Genomic DNA, 21,649 nt, shown 5'->3' with positions numbered 1-21,649 from the left:
ACCTCATGGGCCCCCACCGCATGGCCCCGTAGCCCGCGCCGGCCCGCACACCCCACGGCGGCCCGCGCCGCAGCCGGGCGCACGGATCCTCGGCGGCGTAGGGGATTGCGGCGCGATTCTGTCGGTGCCGTCGTCTACCTTCTCTTCTCGAACGCCTGTGCGACTGGAGGGGTGACGTGATTGCTTCTGAGCGCTTCGAGCGTGCCGCGGTGCTGGGGGTTGCCGTGGCGGAGGAGGCCAGACGGCTGCTCCGCCTCCACCTGGCCGAGGGCGAGACCGGCGACGACGGCACGGTCATGGTCGACGTGCCCTACCCCGACGCCGCCGTGGTGACGGCGCTGCTCGACGTGGCCGCCGACTGCTTCGGCGAGCGTGGCGCCTCGGTGGAGGAGACCCGGCAGGCCGCGCTGGAGGCGTTGTTACAGCTCGCCGGCTTCGACGAGGAGTCGCAGCTCAACTCGGGCGGGCCAGGCCATGACGGTAGGCGTACGTGACGGCCTGGGCCCGGTCCCTCAGGTGGGCCTTGGCGAAGAGGTTGTTGATGTGCGTCTTGACGGTGGCCTCCGTGACGTGGAGGCGGCCGGCGATCTCGGCGTTCGACAGGCCGTCCGCGATGAGGGCCAGCACCTCACCCTCGCGCGGGGTCAGGCCGTCGGGCAGGTCCGCGCCGCGTGCCGCCGGGGCGGGCTTCACCCGTACGGGCGCCATGGTCTCCAGCAGGCGGCGCTGCACGGACGGGTCGAGCTGGGCGTCACCGCGCACGACCGTGGCGACGGCCCGCGCGATGTCGTCCGCCTCGGCGTCCTTGGTGAGGAAACCGCGCGCGCCCGCCCGCAGCGCGGCGAAGACGGAGTCGTCGTCGGAATACGTGGTCAGCACCACGACCTGCGTCTCCGGGTACGCGGCGCGGATGTGCCGGGTGGCCTCGACGCCGTCCATGCGCGGCATGCGCAGGTCCATGAGCACCACGTCGGGTCGTTCGTCCTCGACCAGCCGCAACGCCGCCTCGCCATCGCCCGCCGACCCGACCACTTCGATGCCCGGCAACAGCCCGAGGAGCAACACCAGCCCTTCCCGCACCACGGCCTGGTCATCGACGACGACGACCCTGGTCACGACGCCACCTCCTGGTGTCCGGACAACTGGGCGGACCGGTGTTCGTCCGGCCGGGGCGGTGTCGGTATCTGTGTCGGTGTCATGCCGGGACTCGCAGGTGTACGAGGAAGGAGCCGTCGCGTTCGCCGGCCGTCAGGGTGCCGCCGAGGAGTTCGGCGCGTTCGCGCATGCCCATCAGGCCGTAACCGCCGCCGGGGGAGCCCCCGCCCTCCGGAAACGGGTTAGTGATGCGCAGGTCGCACCACGACGGATCGCACGACAGCTCGACCGTGGCCGGGCTGGAGGGGGCGTGGCGGCGTACGTTCGTGAGCGCTTCCTGGGCGGTGCGGATGAGGGTGAGCTCGGTCTCCGGCGAGAGCCGTCGCTCCAGCCCCCGCACGCGCAGCACACACCTCTGCTGCGCGGCGCTCTCGAACTCCACGGCCAGCGCGCGCAACGCCTCGGGCAGCGGGGGAGGGCTCTCGCGCAGCGCCGACACCGCCCGCCTGGCCTCGTCGAGCCCCGACCTGGCCAGGTCCCGGGCGCGGGTCACCCGGTCGAGGGCCTCGGCCGTACGCTCCGCGCGGAGCAGCAGCTTGGCGCCCTCCAGGTGGACGAGCTGAGCCGAGAGGGAGTGGGCGAGGATGTCGTGGAGCTCTCTGGCGATCCTGGCCCGCTCGGCGAGCACCGCCTCACGCGCCTCGGCCGCCCTGGCGGCCTTGCGCTGCCTGGCCGCGTACGCGATCAAAAAGATCATGCAGACGCTGAGCACGGCGGTGAGGTCCTGGGTGGGGAAGCCGGCGAGGACACTCACCAGCAGCAGCCCTCCGACGGCCAGGATCCCGACGGGTATCGACTGGCGCAGGGGGAAACGGCTCGCCGCGAGGGTGACGCAGACCAGCAGGGCCCCGATCGCCACCCCGTCCCGGCTGATGGCGAAAAGGATGACGGAGAGCACCATGGCCAGCCCCAACGCGACCAGCGTGAGCGACACACCGAACACCGACGGCGACGCCTTCCCCGCGCTCGTCGAGAGCCGGGCAGCCGAACGCGACACTCTCGCCGTACGCGGCGCGGCCTCAGTGCGCGACGTGTCCGTCGCGCACTGCCCGAGCTCCGGTACGGGACGCGTCGTCTCCTCTGAGTCTCGCAAGAGCTCTGCCGCAGCCTGAGACGCCGCCTTCGTGGGCTGCGGGGGCTCGGTCTTGCTGAGCTGTGGCGCCCCGGAGAGAGGCGAGCCGCCGAAGGGCTCTGGAGCGAGGTGCGAGGTGCTTCTCACGCCTTGCGAGGGCTCCGGGTGGTGCGAGGCGGCCTGCGCATCGTGCGAGAACTTCGGTGCGGATGGCGGGGTGCTCTCCACGGGTTGGGGGATCTCACTGGGATACGGGCTGCTCAGGGGATCTGGCGAGAGGGCGGCGGGGCTCACGGAGCCTTGGTGGGGTCTGCGGAGCTTGAGGGGCGGCAGACGGAGGCTGCGTGCCGGCAGGCGGAGCGCGATGGCGAGCAGGGTGGCGGCGAGCGCTGCGGTGACGACCGCGACGGCCAGGCCCGGCCCGGTCAGGGCAGGTGCGGGGGCGGAGCGCACCTGGGCGATGATCAGCAGAGCGACCGCCCCGCCCCGCAACACGAACGGGACGATCCTGGCAAGCGCGCGCATCACCTCTCGACGGTATCCGGTCGCTCGTTCATGGCGATGAGGGCACGTCCGCGACGGGCGACGAGGTACGCCTGGACGCCGATGGTGAGGCCGACGAAGATCAGGATGCCGCCCGCGGAGGGCGCCAGGCCGAGCCACTGCCCGGCGACGTACAGCCCGAGGCGGACCGCGATCGAGGCAACCCACGCGACCAGCGTCCAGCCCGTGCCCTTCGCCCAGGTGGCGCCCGAGCCGTCGAGCCACACGCGTACGGTCGTCGCGCGCCAGACGCCGAGCGCCACGGCGCCGAGGGCTTCGACGGCGAACAGGGCGAGGCCCAGCACGGGATGCACCGGGTCGAGGAGCCCGCCCATGATGACGCCCCCGGCGATCATGGCTCCGGCGGTGTAGAGCACGCCGAGCCTGCCCGTGGGGCGGGTCCTGAACTGGCGGTAGACGACGAACGCGACGGCGAGGAGGACGAGGAGGGAGATTTCTGTCGTTTGCACGGCATCGACGCTAGGGACGCATGGGCCGCACCGGATCGGCCCGCGGGTTGAGCTGACGAATCTCCACCCTCGGGTGGAGGCCGTTAAGGAGTCGCCCCGGGGGAGGGGCATCGGTTAGCGTCCAGGCATGCGCATTTTGTCGGTGAACGCCGGGAAATCGTTCGAGGCCGATTGGGCGGGGACGCTCGGGCGTACGGCGATCGACAAGCGCCCGGTCTCACATCGGGTCGAAGTGACGCGCGACGGATTGGCGGGCGACGAGCGGGCGGACAAGAAGCACCACGGCTCACCCGACCACGCCGTCTACTCGTACGCCAGCGAGGACTACGAGTGGTGGGAGTCCGAGCTGGGCAGGCCGCTGCGCGCGGGGCAGTTCGGCGAGAACCTCACCACGTCCGGCATCGACGTCAACGGCGCCCTGCTCGGCGAACGCTGGAGAGTGGGCACCGCCGTGCTGGAGGTGACCGGCCCCCGGATCCCGTGCGTGGTGTTCCGTAACTGGATGGACGAGCCAGGCTGGCTCAAACGCTTCACCGCGGCAGGCCGCACCGGCGCGTACCTCAGAGTGGTCGAACCGGGGGCGCTGGCCGAGGGTGACGAGGTGGAGATCGTCTTCCGCCCGGAGGACGACGTGACGGTGACGGACGCGTTCAGAGCCCGACACGGCGACAAGAACGCCTTAAGCCGCATCCTCGCCGCCCCAGACCACGACCCCAAGTGGGACGCCCTCGCCGCCCGCACCCGCCCCTGAGCCATCCCAGGCCCCGGCCGGACATCTAAACGCCGGCGTGCTCAAGGCAGGCGGTGCTGCGTTACTGGGCGCGGTGAACCGGCCGACGGTACGGCAACCCGGCTCGCCAGTCCCACACCACACCTGCCACCCGCATGCCGACGCCACCAAGCGACCCTGGCACGGCCGACACCGCCAAGGTGATGCAGCCGACACGACGCTGACGGGGCCGAAGCCGCCAAGTGATGCCAAGCGACGCTGGCCGGGCCGGGCCGGCGCGACTGAGGCCACGGGAGGGTCGGTGTTCGGGAAACCGGGGCGTATGCGGCGGACTGGCAGGCGATCACCCCAGAATGCCGAGCGCGGCACTGAGACGCCCCCGCCCGCCTTCTCGCCGCCATGGTCCCGAACGCCGGTGGACAGTGGGAGGGGGAGCAAGCCGTGGGTGCTCGGGTTGCTCCCCCGGTTCCCTGAAGGCCCGCGTCGTCAGAAGCGGCGGTTCAGCGGAGGACGGTGTAGAGGGCTGAGGTGAGGGAGGCGTTGGCGTCGTCCTGGTCGATGGACCAGAGCATGGAGCCGCCGAGGCCCTTCAGGCGGATGTACGCGGCCTTCTGCAACATGATCGCCGGGTCGTCGTACGACCAGAACTCGTTGCCGTCGTAGAGCCACATGGCGCCCGTCCGCAGGTCGCGGTGGCGCTTGCCGGGTTTGGCGACCAGGTCCTTGTAGTCCTCGGTGCCCGGGGCCCACTTGCCCGGCGCGGGGCCGGTGGCCGGCTGGTAGAGGCCGTCGGGGGAGCCGGTGACGCCGGTCCAGCCCTGGCCGTACGCGGGCACGCCGACGACGATCTTGCGTGCGGGCGCGCCACGGGCCAGGTAGTCGCGGACGGTCTGGTCGACGCTGTACTTCACCGGGTTCGGGTCGCGCCGGTCGGTGAACAGGTTGCTCTGGTGCCCGGTCTGCGGCTCCCAGGTGCCGTGCAGGTCGTACCCCTGGATGGTGGCGAAGTCGAGCTGCTTGAACACCCGGCGCACCTCGTACCCGGCGTCGATCTTCGCCGCCGCGGCCGGGAGGAAGGCCGTGAGCTCCGCCTTCTTCGAGAACCGCCGAAGCTGATCGCGCAGCTCCTCCACGAACAGGGTGAAGTTCCGCTTGTCCTCGGGCCTGATGACGTTGCCCTCGGCGCCGGACGACCCGGGCCACTCCCAGTCGAGGTCGATCCCGTCGAACACGCCGGCGCCCGCCCCCGGCTCCAGCCCCGGCAGGTTGCCGCGCAGCCACAGGTCGATGCACGAGGCGGCCAGCTTCGAGCGGGACTCGGGGGTGAGCACCGCGTCGGAGAACTGCGCCGACCCGGTCCAGCCGCCCAGCGAGATCATCACCTTGAGTTCGGGATGCCTGGCCTTGAGCTTGCGGAGCTGATTGAGGTTGCCGTTGAGCGCCTGTCCGGGCGCGTCGGCGACGCCGTCCACGCTCTGCTCGGCCGGGACCGGACGCTGCCAGTCGGCCCACGGGTCGGAGGAGTAGCACGTGGCGTCGGCGCCGACGAAGCCGAACGCGTAGTTGAGGTGGGTGAGCTTGGCCGCGGCGCCGCTGACGTCCACGTCCCTGACGTGGTAGTCGCGTCCGTAGACGCCCCATTGGATGAAGTACGCGACCCGTTTGAAGTCGGTCCGGGCCTCGGCGGGCACGGAGAACGCCGTGAGACCGAGTAAGAGGGACAGGGCTAACAGGATCTTCTTGTGCACGCGGGACTCCAGGGACTTATATAGGAAACTTTCCTATAAGTTAGACGGATCGTAGATCCCCGGCCTGCCACCGTCAACGACCCGGGCACCCTCCGGAGACGGGCACACTGGAAGCGTGCCTTCGACCCTGCCTGACGGAGATCCCGCGCCCGCCTCGGGCGAGCTGCCCGACAGCTCCCTGAGCGGCCTCGGCGAGCGTCCGTTCGGCTTCTACGTGCACGTGCCGTTCTGCGTGACGCGCTGCGGCTACTGCGACTTCAACACCTACACCGCCGCGGAGCTCGGCCCCGGCGCCTCGCAGCGCGACTACGCCGACACGGTGGTCGAGGAGATCCGCCTGGCCCGCCGGGTCCTCGGCACGGCCGACGTGCCGGTGGAGACGGTGTTCTTCGGCGGCGGCACGCCCACCCTGCTGCCCCCCGAAGACCTCGCCCGCGTCCTGGCCGCCATCGACTCCGAGTTCGGGCTCAAGCCGGGCGCGGAGGTCACCACGGAGGCCAACCCCGAGTCGGTCGACCCGTCATACCTGGAGAAGTTGCGCCAGGGCGGGTTCAACCGCATCAGCTTCGGCATGCAGAGCGCCCGCGAGCACGTCCTTGCGGTCCTCGACCGCCGTCACACGTCCGGCAGGCCCGCGGCGGCCGTGCGCGAGGCCAGGCAGGCCGGGTTCGAGCACGTCAACCTCGACCTGATCTACGGCACGCCCGGCGAGACCGACGACGACTGGCGGGCCTCGCTGACCGCGGCGATCGAGGCCGGGCCCGACCACGTGTCGGCGTACTCGCTGATCGTCGAGGAGGGCACCCGGCTGGCGGTCAGGATCAGGCGCGGCGAGCTGCCGATGCCCGACGACGACGTGGCCGCCGACCGCTACCTCCTCGCCGACGAGCTGCTCGCCGAGGCCGGATTCCGCTGGTACGAGGTGTCCAACTGGGCCACCTCCGACGCCGCCCGCTGCCGGCACAACCTGCTCTACTGGACCGGGGGCGACTGGTGGGCGGCCGGCCCGGGCGCCCACAGCCACGTCGGCGGCACCCGCTGGTGGAACGTCAAACACCCGGCCGCCTACGCACGACGCCTGGCCGCCGGCGACTCACCCGCCCACGCCCGCGAGGTGCTCGAAGCCGACGACCGCGCGGCCGAGCGGCTCATGCTGGAGCTGAGGCTGTCGTCCGGCTACCCGCTCGCCGACGTGGCGCCCGAGGCGCGCGCGGTCGTGGCGAGCGCCCTGGCGCGCGGCCTGCTGGAGCCGGAGCCGTTCAAGGCCGGCCTGATGGTGCTCACGCTGCAGGGACGGCTGCTGGCCGACGCCCTCGTCAGGGACCTGCTGGTCTAGGTGATCAGGCGCAGGGCGATCGGATAACGGTACTTCTCGCCCCTGTTGGCCGCGATGGCCGCCTGGATCTGGAAGATCAGCGACACTATCCAGACGACCGGGAGCACCAGGAACCCGATGAAGACGAGCATCAGGGCGCCGGCCACCATGTAGCCGATGAACATCGTGATCTGGAAGTTGAGCGCCTCGGCGGCCTGATCCCTGACGTAGGGGGCCTCGTCCTTCTTCATCAGGTAGATGATCAGCGGGCCGAGCCAGGACACCAGGAGGCCCAGCAGGTGGGAGAGCATCGCCATGTTCGTGTCGTCGGTGCCGGGGCGCGGCCCGAACCGTCCCGGAACGTACGGCTCGCCGTAGCCGTAACCCGGCGGAGGCCCGTATCCGGGCGGAGGCCCGCCGTACCCCTGCTGACCGTAGCCCTGCTGGCCATATCCGGGCTGGCCATATCCGGGCTGGCCATATCCGGGCTGGCCATATCCGGGCTGGCCATATCCGGGCTGGCCATATCCGGGCTGGCCGTACCCCTGCTGGCCGTACCCGTCGTGGCCGCCGGCCTGGCCGTGGTCATAGGGCTGTCCATATCCACCTGGTTGCCCGTAACCGCCGGAGGGCTGTCCGTATCCGCCGGAGGCGCCGTAGCCGGGCTGCTGTCCGTATCCCGGCGCGGAGCCGGGCTGCTGTCCGTAAGGAAGCGACTGCCCGTATCCGGACTCGGGCTGCTGCCCGTACGCCGGCTGAGAGCCAGGCTGCTGCCCGTACGCGGGCTGGGAGCCGGGTCGAGCCCCGTACGCGGGCTGGGAGCCCGGCTGAGGACCGTAGCCGGGGGGAATGTCGGCGGGGGTGACACGGCGCGTGGCGTCGTCGTCGGGCGGCTGCGGCGGTTCCTGGCTCATGGGGTCTCCGTAACGAAATCGATCAGTTCTTCGACCCGGCCGAGCAACTCCGGCTCCAGGTCCGTGTACGTCGAGACGGCCCCGAGGATCCGGCGCCACGCCTCGGCGGGCTCCATCCGCCAGCCCAGGGCGGCGATCACGCCCTCCTTCCAGGGCACCCCGCGCGGCACGTCCGGCCAGGCGGGGATCCGCAGCACGGACGGTTTGACCGCCTGCCAGATGTCGATGTACGGGTGTCCCACCACGAGCACGTCCGGCGAGGTGATCTCGGCGGCGATCCTGCTCTCCTTGGAGCCGGGCACCAGGTGGTCGACCAGCACGCCGAGCCGCCGCCCCGGCTCGGGCCCGAACTCCGCCACGATGGCCGGCAGGTCGTCCACGCCTTCGAGGTATTCGACGACCACTCCCTCGACCCGCAGGTCGTGCCCCCAGATCTTCTCCACGAGGGCGGCGTCGTGCACGCCCTCCACGTAGATGCGGCTCTCTCGGGCCACCCTGGCCCGCAGCCCCTCCACGGCGATGGAGCCGGAGGCGCTGCGCCTCGGGCCCTCGGGGGCGGCCGCCGTGGGGCGTACCAGGGTCACGGGTTTGCCCTCCAGCAGGAAGGCGGCGGGAGCGAGCGGGAACAGGCGGCGTCGGCCGAAGCGGTCCTCGAGCGTGACGGCCTCCTTGTCGCAGCTCACCACCGCGCCGCAGAAGCCGCTGTCGGCGTCCTCCACGACGAGGTCACGCTCGGCGGGCACCTTGGGGATCTTGCCCTTGCCCGGCCGCCGCCAATTTCCCGCCAGCACATCGCCCTCGTACACACGGGGGACCGTAGCAAATCACCCCGCCACCGCAAGGTGCTTACGGGCGATGTTCCGGCGTATCAGGACGAAGACGGTGCCGCCGACGGCGACGACCAGGCCGGCGGCGGGCACGAGCACCGGCACCAGGCCGGGGACGCCGCCCGGAGCGGAGAGCAGGTCGCGGCCGACGCCGTACCGTACGGCGGCCTGCTCCTCGTTGACGCAGGTGAGCCGGTACTCGCCCCCGGCCGGCGCGTTGATCACCAGGAACTGCTCCCACACGACGCCGTCCGAGGTGACCGCCTCGGTGCCGGTGGTCCTGGCGAGCCGGGCCTGGCCGGTGATGGAGCATTCGTAGGTGACCGGCGTGTCGCTGGCGATGTACACGGCGGGTTTGCCGGCCGGGTCGACCGGGACCGTCACGCTCTCCCCTGGCGCGAACGTCCGCGTCGGCGCCGCGCCTGCCACGCCGCCGCCCGGCAGGACGAACACCCCGGCCGCCGCGCACAGCACGAACACGCCCCAGACGATCGCAAGCCACCACAATGCAGGCTTTATCTCTTTGGAGTTGATTCGTGGCGGAATTTGGGGTTGTTGGCCGTATTGTCCGTACGGAAATGACGGGCCGAACGGCGTGGGCTGCCCGACCTGCGGCTGCTGTTCGTACGGCGGTTGCCACGGCTGCCCCTGAGCGGGCCGCGCGCCGTGCTGAGGAGGCGATTGACCGTGGTGCCCTGGCGGACGGCCGTACGACGGAGGCCGGGATTCTTCGGTCATGTGCGCAAGTGTGAGGCCTGTCGCGTCAAGGAAGCCAGCAGCAGTTGGGGACGCGGTGTTATCGCACCCTGTGGGCGAGAGCCGTACACTTGGCACTCGGGAACACAGAGTGCTAGGCGCCGCGTTTCCCGAAGAGACAGAGGCAGGAGGTGAGCACGTGCTCGACGATCGGAAACTGGCGGTGCTCCGCGCCATTGTCGAAGACTACGTGTCCACCAACGAACCGGTGGGCTCCAAGGCGCTCGCCGAGCGTCACAATCTGAAGGTCTCCCCGGCGACGGTCAGGAACGACATGGCCGCGCTGGAGGAGGAGGGCTACATCACCCAGCCGCACACCAGCGCCGGGCGCGTGCCGACCGACAAGGGCTACCGGCTCTTCGTCGACCGGCTCTCGCAGATCAAGCCGTTGTCGGGGGCCGAGCGCAGGGCCATCGAGACGTTCCTGGCCGGCGCGGTCGACCTCGACGACGTGGTCACGCGCACGGTCCGGCTGCTCGCCCAGCTGACCCGGCAGGTGGCGGTCGTGCAGTACCCGACGCTGACCCGCTCGACCGTCCGGCACGTCGAGCTCGTCCCCCTCAACGAGCGCCGGGTCATGCTCGTGCTCATCACCAACACCGGCCGCGTCGAGCAGCGCGTCATCGAGCTGCCCGAGGAGGTGGAGGACACCCGCATCGCCCACATGCGGGCCGTGCTCAACTCCTGCCTCGACGGCTGCGGCCTGAGCAGTGTTCCGGAGCTGGTCTCCGACCTGCCCGAACGCCTCCCCGTCGAAGACCGGCCCGCCGCGGCCACGATCCTGTCGGTGCTCCTTGAGACACTGGTCGAGCGGCACGACGAGAAGATCGTGTTCGCCGGCGCGGCCAACCTCGCCGGCGCCGACTTCTCCACGGGCCTGCGCGACGTCCTGGAGGCCCTGGAGGAGCAGGTGGTGCTGATGCGACTGCTCGGCGAGACCACCTCAGACACCCCGTCCGCACTCACCGTCCGCATCGGCTCGGAAAACCCCTACCTGCGGGGCACGTCCGTCGTCGCGACGGGATACGGTTCTGGCGACAACCAACTGGCCCGGCTCGGCGTGCTGGGACCGACCAGGATGGACTATCCCGTGACAATGGGCGCCGTACGCGCGGTGGCACGCTACGTCAGCCAGATCCTGGCTGCATCTTAAGAGGTCGATAAGTGGCAAACAGCGACTACTACGCCACCCTCGGGGTGCGCCGTGACGCAAGTCAGGACGAGATCAAGAAGGCGTATCGCCGTCTCGCCCGCGAGCTGCACCCTGACGTGAACCCCGATCCTGCGACACAGGAGCGGTTCAAGGAGATCACGCAGGCCTACGAGGTGCTGTCCGACCCGAACAAGCGCCAGATGTACGACCTGGGTGGCGACCCGTTCGGCGGTGCGGGAGCGGGTGCGGGAGCCGGCGGCTTCGGCGCGGGCTTCCCCTTCAGCGACATCATGGACGCCTTCTTCGGCACGGCCGCGGGCGCCCGAGGCCCCCGCTCGCGCGCCCGCCGGGGTCGCAACGCCACCATCCGGGTCGAGCTCGACCTGCGCGAGACGGCGTTCGGCACCACCCGCGAGCTGGTGGTCGACACCGCCGTGCTGTGCGAGGTCTGCCACGGCGCCGGCGCCGCGCCCGGCACCCACCCCGACACCTGCGACATGTGCAGCGGGCGCGGCGAGATCTCCCAGGTCACCCGGTCGTTCCTGGGCCAGGTCATGACCTCGCGCCCGTGCCCGCAGTGCGGCGGCTTCGGCACGATCATCCGCCACCCCTGCCAGGAGTGCTCCGGCGACGGCCGCGTCCGCACCCGCCGTACGATCAAGGTCCGCATCCCCGCGGGCGTCGAGGACGGCACCCACATCCAGCTCGCCGGCGAGGGCGAGGTCGGCCCCGGCGGCGGCCCGCCCGGAGACCTCTTCCTCGAGATCGTCGAGCGGGCGCACGAGATCTTCGAACGGCGCGGTGACGACCTCCACTGCACCGTCCAGATCCCGATGACGGCCGCCGCGCTCGGCACCGTGCTCACCGTCGAGACCCTCGACGGCGCCGAGGAGATCGACGTCCGGCCCGGCACACAGTCCGGCCAGGTCATCACCATGTTCGGGCGCGGCGTGCAGCGGCTCAACGAGTCCGGCCGCGGCGACCTGCTCATCCACGTCAACGTCGAGACCCCGAGCCGCCTCGACGCCGCCCAGGAGGAGCTCATGCGCGAGCTGGCCAAGCTGCGCGGCGAGGAGCGGCCGCCGGGCAAGTTCGCGCCGGGGCAGCAGGGCTTCTTCTCCCGGCTGCGCGACGCCTTCAACGGCAGGTGACGTGACCGTCCCGGTCTTCCTTGCGGAGGAGCTCGACGGGCCGGAGCTGACGCTCACCGGCCCGGAAGGACGCCACGCGGCCTCCGTACGCCGCCTGCGGGCCGGTGAACGGGTCGACCTGACCGACGGCGCGGGTGCGGTCGCCGAATGCGTCGTGCGCGAGACGCTCAAGGACGCCCTGCGCCTGGAGGTGCTCCGCCGCTACGACGTCGAGCCGCCCCGCCCCCGCCTGGTCGTCGTCCAGGGTCTGCCCAAGGGCGACCGGGGCGAGCTCGCCGTCGAGATGATGACCGAGGCCGGCGTCGACGTGATCGTGCCCTGGTCCGCCTCACGCAGCATCACCCAGTGGAAGGGCGACAAGGTCGCCAAGGCGCTGGGCCGCTGGCGTTCCACCGCGCGCGAGGCGGGCAAGCAGGCCCGCAGGTTCCACCTGCCGGAGGTCGCCGACCTCCACTCGACCGCGCAGGTCGAACACCTGCTGGCGGAGGCCGCGCTGGGGCTGGTGCTGCACGAGGAGGCGGCCGAGCCGCTGTCAGGGGTGGCGCTGCCCGCCGGCGGCGACATCGTCGTGGTCGTGGGGCCCGAGGGCGGCGTGTCGGAGCAGGAGCTGGCCGCGTTCCGGGCGGCGAAGGCGCTGACGGTGCTGCTGGGGCCGACGATTCTGCGGACGTCCACGGCGGGCGTGGCGGCGGCGGCCGTACTGCTCAGCCGCACGGGGCGCTGGTAGCGCATCCGGCCCGTAAGGGCGTCAGGGCGTGGTCTGGGGCTCGTCCGCGAGAGGGCTCGCGACCTCGGTGGGGGTCTCGGTCAGCGGGTCTTCCGGAGGGCACTGCTCGGCGGGACACTCCGACGGCGGCACGCTCGGGTCGAGGGCGGTGGGCGTCGATGAGGGCGAGATCGTGGGACAGTCGGACTGCTCGGCGGCCTGCGGAGACGGACATTCGGACGTGGTCGGGGTCGGCGAGGGCGACGGCGGCCTGTTGGTGGACTCCGCCCTCCTGCTCGCTTTCGGCGTCGGCGGCCGGGACGTCTCGGGCACCACGGCAGGAAACGACGGGGCTGTCCGCTCCGGCGGTGGCGGCTGCGACCGCTTGGTGGAGGAGTTGGACGGAACCTCGTCCGTCGTCTCCTCCCCGGCCGGCAGGACGAACTGCGGGCCGACGACCTGAGAGCGCAGCTGCGGTACGGCCATCACGATCGTCCCCGCCACCAGGACGGCGCTGCCGACGGCCGCTCCCGCCCGCCACCAGAACAGACTGCGGGCGCCGCGCCGCTGGATGCGGGAACGGATGATCTCCAGTCCGTCCGGTGAGGGCACGACCGCGTCCGCCTCCGCTCGGAGCGCACGGCGCAACAGGTCGCCGTGCTCGTCGGGGGGCTGGGTCATGACATTTTCTCCAGGACCGATCTCAAAGCGGCCATGCCACGCGCGGTGTGGCTCTTGACCGCGCCCTTGCTGATGCCCATGGCATGGGCGATCTCAGCTTCGGACAGATCACCGTAGTACCGTAGAACAAGTGCTTCTCGCTGCCGAGTCGGCAAGGCCCGTAACGCCTCGATCACCGCGGAGCGTTCCAACTCACCGATGGCGCCGTTCTCGGCGCTCGGCGCGTCGGGCAGGCCCTTCGGAGCGTACTTCTCGACGACCGCACGGTGACGCAGCACGGACCTGGATCGGTTGACGACGGACTGACGCAGGTAGGCGAGTGCTTTGTCGGGGTCACGCAGCCTACGCCAGGCACCATGGATGGCGACGAACGCATCCTGCACGACTTCCTCAGCGGTTGCTATGTCGCGCACCAGCAACACAGCGAGACGCACCAACGACCGGAAGTGAGCGCTGTAGAGCGCGGTCACGGCCATGTCGGCATCCCACCCGACCGGCACCGCCCCCATCGACCTGTCGGCCAGAAGGGTTTCGGTGGTCACATCAGTGGGACGCGCGGCCTTCCCAGAGGGTTTACGCTCTTCCGGTTCTGGAGGTTTCCCCGGTTCGTTAGGGTGCATTACCCAGTCGTGTCCTCGCCAGGTGGCGCTCGCCCGACCCTGAATCGTCTTATTGTGCTGAAGTCTCGCACACTCACCCTAACCGCGAGGATCTTCCCGCGCACGACACAGCTGATTACCGATTCGCAACGGAACCGGCCCGCGGGCGCGGTCTCGATAGGCTGATCAGGTGAGTGATTGCCTCTTCTGCAAAATTGTCGCCAAGGAGATTCCCGCCGAGATCGTTCATGAAACCGGCAGGACGCTGGCGTTCCGTGACGTCAACCCGCAGGCCCCGACCCACGTGCTGGTCGTGCCCAAACAGCACCACCCCGACGCCGCCGCGCTGGCCCGGGCCGACGACGGCCTGGCCGACGACGTGCTCGTGGCCGCCCACGCGGTCGCCGTCCAGGAGGGCGTGGCCGAGGGCGGCTACCGCGTCGTCTTCAACACCGGCCCCGGCGCGGGCCAGACCGTCTTCCACGTCCACGCCCACGTGCTCGGAGGCCGCCCGCTGACCTGGCCGCCCGGCTGAACCACCCGCCGGCCGCCGGACCGGGCGATATTGACGAGAGCAATCCTCCTGGTCCCGGATACGATGGGCGGAGAAGCACACTGCAAGAGACCGGGAGGCATCAGGCCACTGGCCTGCCCATGTCCGAACTACACGAATCCCGACGCACGGCACCTCCCTCGCGCACCCAAGCCAAGGTGCTGATTCCGGACGAATACTCGATGGTCAGCCTCCTCGGCTCCCGAGACGAGTTGCTACGCGTCATCGAGGGCGCCTTCAGGGCCGACATCCACGTACGCGGCAACGAGATCACCGTCACCGGCAGCCCCGACGAGAGCGGCGCCGTGGTGCGGCTCTTCGAAGAGCTGGTGGAGGTGCTGCGCAGCGGCGGAGAGCTCACGCCCGACGCGGTCGAGCGGAGCATCGCGATGCTGCGCATGACCTCCGACCGGCCAGCCGAGGTGCTCTCGCTCGACATCCTCTCCTCGCGCGGCCGCACCATCCGCCCCAAGACGGTCAACCAGAAGCGCTACGTCGACGCGATCGACCAGCACACGATCGTCTTCGGCATCGGCCCGGCCGGCACCGGCAAGACCTACCTCGCGATGGCCAAGGCCGTGCGGGCGCTGCAGGAGAAGCGGGTCAACCGCATCATCCTGACCCGTCCCGCGGTGGAGGCGGGCGAGCGGCTCGGCTTCCTGCCCGGCACGCTCTACGAGAAGATCGACCCCTACCTGCGGCCGCTCTACGACGCGCTGCACGACATGGTCGACCCCGACTCGATCCCGAAACTCATGGCCGCCGGCACGATCGAGGTCGCGCCCCTCGCGTACATGCGGGGTAGAGCCCAACCGCTCGGCACCGGGGTGCTGACCCCGGACGGGTGGCGTTCCATCGGAGAGCTGCAGGTCGGCGACCTTGTCATCGGGTCGAACGGCGAGCCGACACCGGTGCTGGGCGTGTACCCGCAGGGAGAGAAGAAGATCTACCGTCTCTACAGCCAGGACGGTGCTTCGGTGCTCGCCTCCGAAGACCACCTCTGGACTGTCCGCACCCGCGACGACGCCAACCGAGGCAAGCCGTGGCGTGTGCTGGAGACCAAGGAGATGATCGGTGATCTCCGCACGGCCCACTACCGCAAGTGGGAGTTGCCGTTGCTGAGCGCGCCGGTACGTTTCCCGGAGCGCGAGGTCCCCATGGATCCGTACGCGCTCGGTCTGCTCCTCGGCGATGGGTGCGTCACCGGCAGCACGACCCCGAGCTTCGCGACGAACGATCCCGAGCTGGCCGAGGAGCTCGAGCGTCTGCTGCCCGACATTCGGGTGCGCAGGAAGAGCGGGCCCGACTACGTCCTCAACCGTGTGAGCCGGCCCGGGGATGTGATGACGATCGCCAATCCGGTGACCGCGGTCATGCGGGAGCTCGGACTGGACGGCTGCACGTCGCACACGAAGTTCGTGCCGGACGTCTATCTTCGCAACACTCCGGAGGTCAGGACGGCGGTTCTGCAAGGGCTGCTCGACTCCGACGGAGGGCCTGTCGTCCAAGACGGCCGGACGTGCAGGATCGAGTTCAGCACGGTCTCACCGCGGCTGCGGGACGACGTCGTGTCCCTGGTTCAGTCGCTGGGAGGCGTCGTCTACTGGCGTACGCGGCCGGCCGAGGGGCGCGCACCGGGGCTGGCACGCGGCCGAGAGGTTCGCCACCGCCATGACTCCTACGTCCTCGACGTGCGGCTTCCTGCGGGCATCGAGCCGTTCCGGCTCCAGCGGAAGGCGGACAAGTACCGCGCCGCGGGAGGCGGGCGCCCGATGCGCTATGTGGACCGCATCGAGCCGCGCGGCACCGCGGAGTGCGTGTGCATCCAGGTGGCGGCGGAAGACTCCCTCTACGTCACCGAAGACTTCCTACTGACGCACAACACGCTCAATGACGCGTTCATCATCCTCGACGAGGCGCAGAACTCCTCGGCCGAGCAGATGAAGATGTTCCTCACCCGGCTCGGGTTCAACTCGAAGATCGTGGTGACGGGTGACGTCACGCAGGTCGACCTGCCCTCGGGCACGGTGAGCGGGCTGCGGGTCGTGCAGGAGATCCTCGAAGGCATCCCCGACATCCACTTCGCCCGCCTGTCCAGCGCCGACGTGGTCCGCCACAAGCTGGTCAGCGACATCGTGGACGCGTACGGGCGTTACGACGCCCTGCAGGAGCCCAAGCGCCTGCAGCAGCAACGGGGAAGGCGACGGGTGAGCGACCGTGAGCATTGAGATCAACAACGAGTCGGGCGTCGGGGTCGACGAGGAGAGCCTGGCCGCCCTGGCCGCCCACGTGCTGGCCGAGATGGGCATCAATCCGCTGGCCGAGCTGTCGATCGTGGTGGTCGACGAGGAGGCCATGGCCGAGCTGCACGAGAAGTGGATGGGCGAGCCGGGCCCGACCGACGTGCTGGCGTTCCCGATGGACGAGTTGCGTCCCGGGGGCGGGGCGCGCGGTGAGTCCGACAGCCCGGCCGATCCGGCGTTGCTCGGTGACGTGGTGCTCTGCCCGCAGGTGGCCGCCCGGCAGGCCGAGGAGGCCGGTCACAGCGCCGCCGACGAGCTCGAGCTCCTGTGCACGCACGGCATCCTTCACCTGCTCGGTTACGACCACGCCGAGCCGGAGGAGCACAAGGAGATGTTCGGGCTGCAGGGCCGGCTTCTCGAGTCGTGGCAGGAGGTGCGCAACTCGCGGTGAACGCCTGGTTGTTGTCGGCCATCGCGCTGGTGATCGTCGGTGGTCTGATCGCCAGTGCGGAGACGGCGCTGACGCGCATCTCCCGGGTGCGCGCCGAGGAGTTCGTGCGCGAGGCGAGGCGGGGGGCGGCGCGGCTGCGGGCCATCGTGGTCGACCCGCCCCGTTACCTCAACCTGCTCCTGCTGCTGCGGCTGAGCTGTGAGCTGGTCGCGACGGTCATCGCGACGCTGCTGTTCATCGACCTGATGCACGACCAGGGCTGGGCGTACGTGAGCGCCGCGGCCGTGATGATCGTGATCAGCTACGTGGTGGTCGGGGTGATGCCGCGCACGCTGGGCCGTCAGCACGCCGAGCCGGTCGCGCTGGCGAGCGCCCCGATCGTGTACGGCCTGACCCGCATCTTCGGCCCCCTGCCCAAGCTGCTCATCCTGCTGGGCAACGCGCTGACGCCGGGCAAGGGGTTCCGCGACGGGCCGTTCACCTCGGAGGCGGAGCTGCGCGACCTGGTCGACCTGGCCGAGGAGCGCCGGGTGATCGAGCCGGACGAGCGCGAGATGATCCACTCGGTGTTCGAGCTGGGTGACACGCTGGTGCGCGAGGTGATGGTGCCGCGTACCGACATGGTCTACATCGAGCGCGGCAAGACCCTCAACCAGGCGTTGTCGCTGGCGTTGCGCAGCGGTTTCTCCCGCATCCCGGTGGTGGGGGAGAACGAGGACGACGTCGTCGGGATGGCGTATCTGAAGGACATCGCCCGCAAGATCCACGAGTCCGGTGAGGGCGGGGGCAAGGATACGGTCGAGTCGGTCATGCGGCCGGCGGCGTACGTGCCGGAGAGCAAGCCGATCGACCAGCTGATGCGGGAGATGCAGGCCCGGCAGATCCACATCGCCGTCGTCATCGACGAGTACGGCGGCACCGCGGGTCTCGTGACGATCGAGGACGTCCTGGAGGAGATCGTCGGGGAGATCACCGACGAGTACGACCAGGAGGCCCCTCGTGTGGAGCCCATGTCCGACGGCGGCATGCGGGTGACCGCCCGGATGCCGGTGGACGAGCTGGGCGAGCTGTTCGACACCGAGATCGAGGTCGACGACGTCGAGACGGTGGGCGGGCTGCTGGCGCACGCGCTGGGGCGGGTCCCGATCGCGGGCTCGCACGCGCAGGTGGCCGGGTTGTCGCTGACCGCCGAGAGCCTGGCGGGGCGCCGTAACCGCATCAGCACGGTGGTGGTCCGCCGTGCCGAGCCGCCGGCGGGTGACGTCGTGCCGGCCGCGGCCGAACGCGAGTGACAGGCGGCAAATCGGGGCAGATGCCGCAAGCGTTCTACAAGTCTTCTGCAAGCCGGGTCCGGCACTCTGAATTCACGGCATCCAGTGCGGTGGGTGCCCGAGGGGGAGCGTCCGAGGGCCGGGTGGGGTTCGCGGCCCGAGGACGCGCCTGGGGGGACGACAGCGTCCTGGCCGGTTGACCGGCTGCGGCGCTGATCGGCGTAAAGGGTGCTCTCGTCCGAAATAGTCGGACGGGGGCGCCCTTTTTGCGTATTCGGTGGGTTGTCGCATTCGTCGCTAGGGGAGGTTGTCGGGCAAAAGGGGGGATCATGAGGCGAAAACGGGGGATCTTCGCCGGAGTGCTGGTGACCGGCGTTCTGGCGGCATGCGGGGGAGCCGAGAAAGCCCACGACCCGCGCGCCATGGCGCAGCTGCACGAGGTGGTCAGCAAGGGGCCGCAGCTGCCCGAGGGCTTCACGGTCAGGCCGGAGCCCGCGTGGCGGCTGCCGTTCGTGAAGGGCGACAAGGACTGCCGGGCGCTGCTGGAGCCCGCCGGGGGCAGGGCGCCGGACGAGGCGCTGACCGCTCAGGTGGCCGTCAGCTACCGCGGTTACGAGCTGGGCGAGCAGGCCGGGGTGGGGCTGGCCCGGTACGCCGACGCGCAGGCCGGCGGACATCTCGACGAGCTGGCCGGGGCGATGCGGGACTGCCGGACCGTGCGGACCGCCACGGGGACGCACCTGCGGCTGCTGGAGCTGCCGATCGGGAACGTCGGCGACGAAAGCGTGGGGGCGCGGCTGCGCGGACGCCTCAACGGCTACCCGTACGCGCTGGACGTCGTGGTGACGCGGGTGGGGGACACGCTGGTGTCGGTGGTGCACACGGGCCTGGACGACGTGGACGCCGGGCGTACCCGGCAGGTGGTGGATGCGGCCATCTCCATGGCGAGCGCCTAACCTGTTCCCGTGACTCTCGATCCTGAAGACAGCAAGATCATCACGTTGGCGCGGTCGGCCAGGGCGCGCAACGGCTCGGCCGAGGGGGCCGCCGTGCGCGACGAGACCGGCCGCACGTACGCGGCCACGAACGTGGCGCTGGACGCCCTGACCCTGTCGGCGGTGCAGGTGGCGGTGGCCATGGCGATCTCCAGCGGGGCGCGGTCGCTGGAGGCCGTCGCGCTGGTGAGCGAGGGAGCGCCGAGCCCGGGCGACGAGGCGGTGGCCGCCGAGCTGGGCGTCAAGTCGCTGCTCGTGGCCGGTCCCGACGGCACCCTGCGGGGCTGACATGCCGATGTCCCCGTTCCTCGCGCGGCTGCGCGAGAAGGTCGGCACTGACCTGATCATGCTGCCGTCGGTGTCCGGTTTCGTGTTCGACGACGCGGGCCGGCTGCTGCTCGCCCGGCACGGCGACGTACGGCTCTGGGCGGCGCCCGGCGGCGGCGTCGACCCCGGCGAGCGGCCGGAGGAGTCCGTGGTCAGGGAGCTGAAGGAGGAGCTCGGCATCGCCGTCGAGGTGCGCGGCCTGATCGGCGTGTACGGCGGCCCCGAGTTCCACACCGTCTACCCCAACGGCCACGAGGTCGGCTACGTCATCGCCGCGTACGGCTGCACGATCGTCTCCGGTGAGCCCGAGCCGGACGGCGTGGAGATCGACGACTTCCGGTGGGCGGCCGAGCACGAGGTGTCCGGGCTCGACACGACCCCCTGGATGCCGCTGGTGTCCCCCCAGGCGTTCGCCTGGTGGCGTGAACACGCCCGCTGATGGGACACAATGCACATGTGACTTCGCCAGACAGCCATCGCGCCGGATTCGCCTGCTTCGTGGGGAGGCCGAACGTCGGCAAGTCGACGCTGATGAACGCCCTGGTCGGGACGAAAGTGGCGATCACCTCGTCCAAGCCGCAGACGACCAGGCGGGTCATCAGGGGCATCGTGCACCGCCCTGACGCCCAGCTCATCGTCGTCGACACCCCCGGCCTGCACCGCCCCCGCACACTGCTCGGGGAGCGGCTCGACAGCCTGGTGCTGTCCACGCTGACGGAGGTCGACGCGATCGGTTTCTGCGTGCCGGCCAACGAGCCGATCGGCAAGGGCGACCGGTTCATCGCCGACAAGCTGTCGGCCGTGAAGAAGACACCGGTCATCGCGGTGGTGACCAAGTGCGACCTGGCGAGCAAGGAGCAGATCGCCGAGCAGCTGCTCGCGGTGTCGCAGGTGGCGGAGTTCGCGGCGATCGTGCCGGTCTCGGCGCAGTCGGGGGAGCAGCTCGACGTGCTGGCCGACGTGCTGATCGAGCACATGCCGGAGTCGCCGCCGCTCTACGAGGGCGGCCGGCTGACCGACGAGCCGGAGCAGGTCCTGGTCGGGGAGCTGATCCGGGAGGCGGCGCTGGAGGGCGTGCGCGACGAGCTGCCCCACTCGATCGCGGTGGTCGTCGACGAGATGTTGCCCCGCGAGGGGCGTGACGACCTGCTCGACATCTACGCCCACATGTTCGTCGAACGGCCCTCGCAGAAGGCGATCGTCATCGGGCACAAGGGCGAGCGGCTGCGCGACGTCGGCACCAGGGCCCGCAAGCAGATCGAGGCGCTGCTCGGCACCCGCGTCTACCTCGACCTGCGCATCAGCGTGGCGAAAGACTGGCAGCGCGACCCCAAGCAGCTGCGCCGCCTCGGCTTCTACGACTGAGCCCCCGCGCCGCGGGGCCATGGGCGCCGGCGGTGGAAGAGGGTCAGCAGCGCGAGGACGACGACCGCCGTCGCGCTCGCCAGCGCGGCGAACCAGCCGAACCTGATCACCGGCTCGATCGACAGCAGGTCGCCGAGGTGGATCGAGACGCGGTCGCGCAGGCCGCTGCCCTGGCTCACGAACAGCACCAGCAGCAGCACCGCCACGCCGCCGGGCACCACGGCCAGGGCGGCCAGCCGCGGGTGACCGCGCAGGCCGGCCACCCCGCAGGCCACCGCCGCCAGGCCGGTGACCAGGGTGTAGACGCCGTACACGTCGTCGACACCGCGGACGTCGCCGGTCACGCTGCCGCCGATGAGGCTGCTGGTCGCCTGCAACCCGGCCCACGGCAGGACCGCGCAGCACATCAGGAGCGCTCCCGCCACCGTCACGGCCAGCGGGTAGCCACGGCCGGTGCGCGGCGAGGCGGACGTGGGCATGAGGTCATCCACAGGCTCACTGTAAGCCGGGCCGGGTCGGCTGACCACCGTACGCGACGCAGCCGTCACCAAGAAGCTGCAGGTCCGCACGGCGCGAACGCCTTTGGGCGGGTGGGGGTCCTGCGCGGGCTGGGCGCCTGTGGGG

23 protein-coding genes and 3 pseudogenes are annotated in these 21,649 nt (G+C 70.6%); 16 read left to right on the top strand and 10 right to left on the bottom strand.

The genetic code is table 11. From position 1 onward, the window contains the following. Window positions 1-176 precede the first annotated feature (176 nt). A complete protein-coding gene (locus C1J01_RS29470) occupies window positions 177-494 on the top strand; it encodes a hypothetical protein (protein ID WP_146615770.1) in 318 nt (105 codons plus the stop codon). On the opposite strand, the gene C1J01_RS29465 is transcribed toward C1J01_RS29470, so the two are convergent. The 3 genes from C1J01_RS29465 to C1J01_RS29455 form a co-directional block, all read right to left on the bottom strand. Further along, the gene (locus C1J01_RS29465; RefSeq protein WP_111182230.1) at window positions 454-1,116 is read right to left on the bottom strand and encodes a response regulator; all 663 of its coding nucleotides are present in this window, start codon (window positions 1,114-1,116) and stop codon (window positions 454-456) included. The genes C1J01_RS29470 and C1J01_RS29465 overlap by 41 nt on opposite strands. 79 nt (window positions 1,117-1,195) lie before the next feature. After that, a complete protein-coding gene (locus C1J01_RS50210; RefSeq protein WP_181449028.1) occupies window positions 1,196-2,089 on the bottom strand; it encodes a sensor histidine kinase in 894 nt (297 codons plus the stop codon). Between the two features lie 662 nt (window positions 2,090-2,751). Further along, window positions 2,752-3,240 carry a hypothetical protein gene (locus C1J01_RS29455; protein WP_111182228.1) on the bottom strand — a complete coding sequence of 163 codons (489 nt, stop codon included), beginning with the start codon at window positions 3,238-3,240 and terminating at the stop codon, window positions 2,752-2,754. 127 nt (window positions 3,241-3,367) lie between these two features. On the opposite strand from C1J01_RS29455, the gene C1J01_RS29450 reads away from it, so the two are divergent. Next, the gene (locus C1J01_RS29450) at window positions 3,368-3,991 is read left to right on the top strand and encodes an MOSC domain-containing protein (RefSeq protein WP_111182227.1); all 624 of its coding nucleotides are present in this window, start codon (window positions 3,368-3,370) and stop codon (window positions 3,989-3,991) included. Between the two features lie 479 nt (window positions 3,992-4,470). Here C1J01_RS29450 and C1J01_RS29445 read toward each other — a convergent pair whose 3' ends face one another. After that, complete coding sequence (locus C1J01_RS29445) at window positions 4,471-5,718, bottom strand: glycoside hydrolase family 18 protein (RefSeq protein ID WP_111182226.1); 1,248 nt, start codon at window positions 5,716-5,718, stop codon at window positions 4,471-4,473. Window positions 5,719-5,833: 115 nt separating this feature from the next. Here C1J01_RS29445 and hemW point away from each other — a divergent pair, with 115 nt between their 5' ends. Then, on the top strand, window positions 5,834-7,054 hold the full coding sequence (gene hemW / locus C1J01_RS29440) for a radical SAM family heme chaperone HemW (RefSeq protein WP_111182225.1): 1,221 nt from the start codon (window positions 5,834-5,836) through the stop codon (window positions 7,052-7,054). On the opposite strand, the gene C1J01_RS29435 is transcribed toward hemW, so the two are convergent. The 3 genes from C1J01_RS29435 to C1J01_RS50205 are packed head-to-tail and all read right to left on the bottom strand — an operon-like array spanning window position 7,051 to window position 9,254. Next, the gene (locus tag C1J01_RS29435; RefSeq protein WP_111182224.1) at window positions 7,051-7,947 is read right to left on the bottom strand and encodes a DUF4870 domain-containing protein; all 897 of its coding nucleotides are present in this window, start codon (window positions 7,945-7,947) and stop codon (window positions 7,051-7,053) included. The two genes, hemW and C1J01_RS29435, sit on opposite strands and share 4 nt — an antisense overlap. After that, window positions 7,944-8,753: a DUF3097 domain-containing protein gene (locus C1J01_RS29430; protein WP_111182223.1), complete on the bottom strand. Its 810-nt coding sequence runs from the start codon at window positions 8,751-8,753 to the stop codon at window positions 7,944-7,946. The genes C1J01_RS29435 and C1J01_RS29430 overlap by 4 nt, the downstream gene beginning before the upstream one ends. Before the next feature lie 18 nt (window positions 8,754-8,771). Continuing rightward, window positions 8,772-9,254, bottom strand: coding sequence for a hypothetical protein (locus C1J01_RS50205; RefSeq protein ID WP_235854746.1), 483 nt, complete (start codon window positions 9,252-9,254; stop codon window positions 8,772-8,774). Between the two features lie 415 nt (window positions 9,255-9,669). Here C1J01_RS50205 and hrcA point away from each other — a divergent pair, with 415 nt between their 5' ends. Genes hrcA through C1J01_RS29410 form a run of 3 tightly spaced genes read left to right on the top strand, consistent with a single transcriptional unit; the run spans window position 9,670 to window position 12,561 of the window. Further along, window positions 9,670-10,683 (top strand): heat-inducible transcriptional repressor HrcA, encoded by a 1,014-nt coding sequence (gene hrcA / locus C1J01_RS29420; protein ID WP_111182222.1) that lies wholly within the window; start codon window positions 9,670-9,672, stop codon window positions 10,681-10,683. Between the two features lie 11 nt (window positions 10,684-10,694). Then, window positions 10,695-11,834: a molecular chaperone DnaJ gene (gene dnaJ / locus C1J01_RS29415; RefSeq protein ID WP_111182221.1), complete on the top strand. Its 1,140-nt coding sequence runs from the start codon at window positions 10,695-10,697 to the stop codon at window positions 11,832-11,834. A gap of 1 nt (window position 11,835) precedes the next feature. Beyond that, complete coding sequence (locus C1J01_RS29410; RefSeq protein ID WP_111182220.1) at window positions 11,836-12,561, top strand: 16S rRNA (uracil(1498)-N(3))-methyltransferase; 726 nt, start codon at window positions 11,836-11,838, stop codon at window positions 12,559-12,561. Between the two features lie 21 nt (window positions 12,562-12,582). Here the strand turns inward: C1J01_RS29410 and C1J01_RS29405 are convergent, their stop codons facing one another. Continuing rightward, the gene (locus C1J01_RS29405) at window positions 12,583-13,221 is read right to left on the bottom strand and encodes a hypothetical protein (RefSeq protein ID WP_111182219.1); all 639 of its coding nucleotides are present in this window, start codon (window positions 13,219-13,221) and stop codon (window positions 12,583-12,585) included. Continuing rightward, window positions 13,218-13,730, bottom strand: coding sequence for a SigE family RNA polymerase sigma factor (locus C1J01_RS29400; protein ID WP_080047132.1), 513 nt, complete (start codon window positions 13,728-13,730; stop codon window positions 13,218-13,220). The genes C1J01_RS29405 and C1J01_RS29400 overlap by 4 nt, the downstream gene beginning before the upstream one ends. A 280-nt stretch (window positions 13,731-14,010) precedes the next feature. On the opposite strand from C1J01_RS29400, the gene C1J01_RS29395 reads away from it, so the two are divergent. The 10 genes and pseudogenes from C1J01_RS29395 (at window position 14,011) to era (ending at window position 21,025) form a co-directional block, all read left to right on the top strand. Further along, window positions 14,011-14,355 (top strand): histidine triad nucleotide-binding protein, encoded by a 345-nt coding sequence (locus C1J01_RS29395; protein ID WP_111182218.1) that lies wholly within the window; start codon window positions 14,011-14,013, stop codon window positions 14,353-14,355. Window positions 14,356-14,555: 200 nt separating this feature from the next. After that, window positions 14,556-15,179 (top strand): annotated as a pseudogene (locus C1J01_RS53530) (PhoH family protein); the annotation flags it as partial. Beyond that, window positions 15,168-15,977, top strand: a pseudogene (locus C1J01_RS52500) (LAGLIDADG family homing endonuclease); the annotation flags it as partial. The pseudogenes C1J01_RS53530 and C1J01_RS52500, both read left to right, overlap by 12 nt. Before the next feature lie 279 nt (window positions 15,978-16,256). After that, window positions 16,257-16,601: pseudogene (locus C1J01_RS52495) on the top strand (PhoH family protein); the annotation flags it as partial. Continuing rightward, a complete protein-coding gene (ybeY, locus tag C1J01_RS29385; RefSeq protein ID WP_111182216.1) occupies window positions 16,591-17,067 on the top strand; it encodes an rRNA maturation RNase YbeY in 477 nt (158 codons plus the stop codon). The pseudogene C1J01_RS52495 and the gene ybeY, both read left to right, overlap by 11 nt. Beyond that, window positions 17,064-18,359: a hemolysin family protein gene (locus C1J01_RS29380; RefSeq protein WP_111182215.1), complete on the top strand. Its 1,296-nt coding sequence runs from the start codon at window positions 17,064-17,066 to the stop codon at window positions 18,357-18,359. Before ybeY ends, C1J01_RS29380 begins: the two co-directional genes overlap by 4 nt. 308 nt (window positions 18,360-18,667) lie before the next feature. Further along, window positions 18,668-19,294, top strand: coding sequence for a hypothetical protein (locus C1J01_RS29375; RefSeq protein ID WP_146615769.1), 627 nt, complete (start codon window positions 18,668-18,670; stop codon window positions 19,292-19,294). A gap of 9 nt (window positions 19,295-19,303) precedes the next feature. Beyond that, window positions 19,304-19,621 (top strand): cytidine deaminase-like protein, encoded by a 318-nt coding sequence (locus C1J01_RS29370; protein WP_111182213.1) that lies wholly within the window; start codon window positions 19,304-19,306, stop codon window positions 19,619-19,621. A 1-nt stretch (window position 19,622) separates the two neighbouring features. Beyond that, on the top strand, window positions 19,623-20,099 hold the full coding sequence (locus tag C1J01_RS29365) for an NUDIX domain-containing protein (RefSeq protein WP_111182212.1): 477 nt from the start codon (window positions 19,623-19,625) through the stop codon (window positions 20,097-20,099). Between the two features lie 17 nt (window positions 20,100-20,116). Next, complete coding sequence (gene era, locus C1J01_RS29360) at window positions 20,117-21,025, top strand: GTPase Era (RefSeq protein ID WP_235854745.1); 909 nt, start codon at window positions 20,117-20,119, stop codon at window positions 21,023-21,025. On the opposite strand, the gene C1J01_RS29355 is transcribed toward era, so the two are convergent. After that, window positions 21,016-21,516, bottom strand: coding sequence for a hypothetical protein (locus tag C1J01_RS29355; RefSeq protein ID WP_111182210.1), 501 nt, complete (start codon window positions 21,514-21,516; stop codon window positions 21,016-21,018). The genes era and C1J01_RS29355 overlap by 10 nt on opposite strands. Window positions 21,517-21,649: the final 133 nt, after the last annotated feature.

This window comes from Nonomuraea aridisoli, from assembly GCF_003236395.1.
In the GTDB taxonomy this organism is placed as follows: Bacteria; Actinomycetota; Actinomycetes; order Streptosporangiales; family Streptosporangiaceae; genus Nonomuraea; species Nonomuraea aridisoli.
This window is presented reverse-complemented; position numbering and strand designations above follow the sequence as displayed.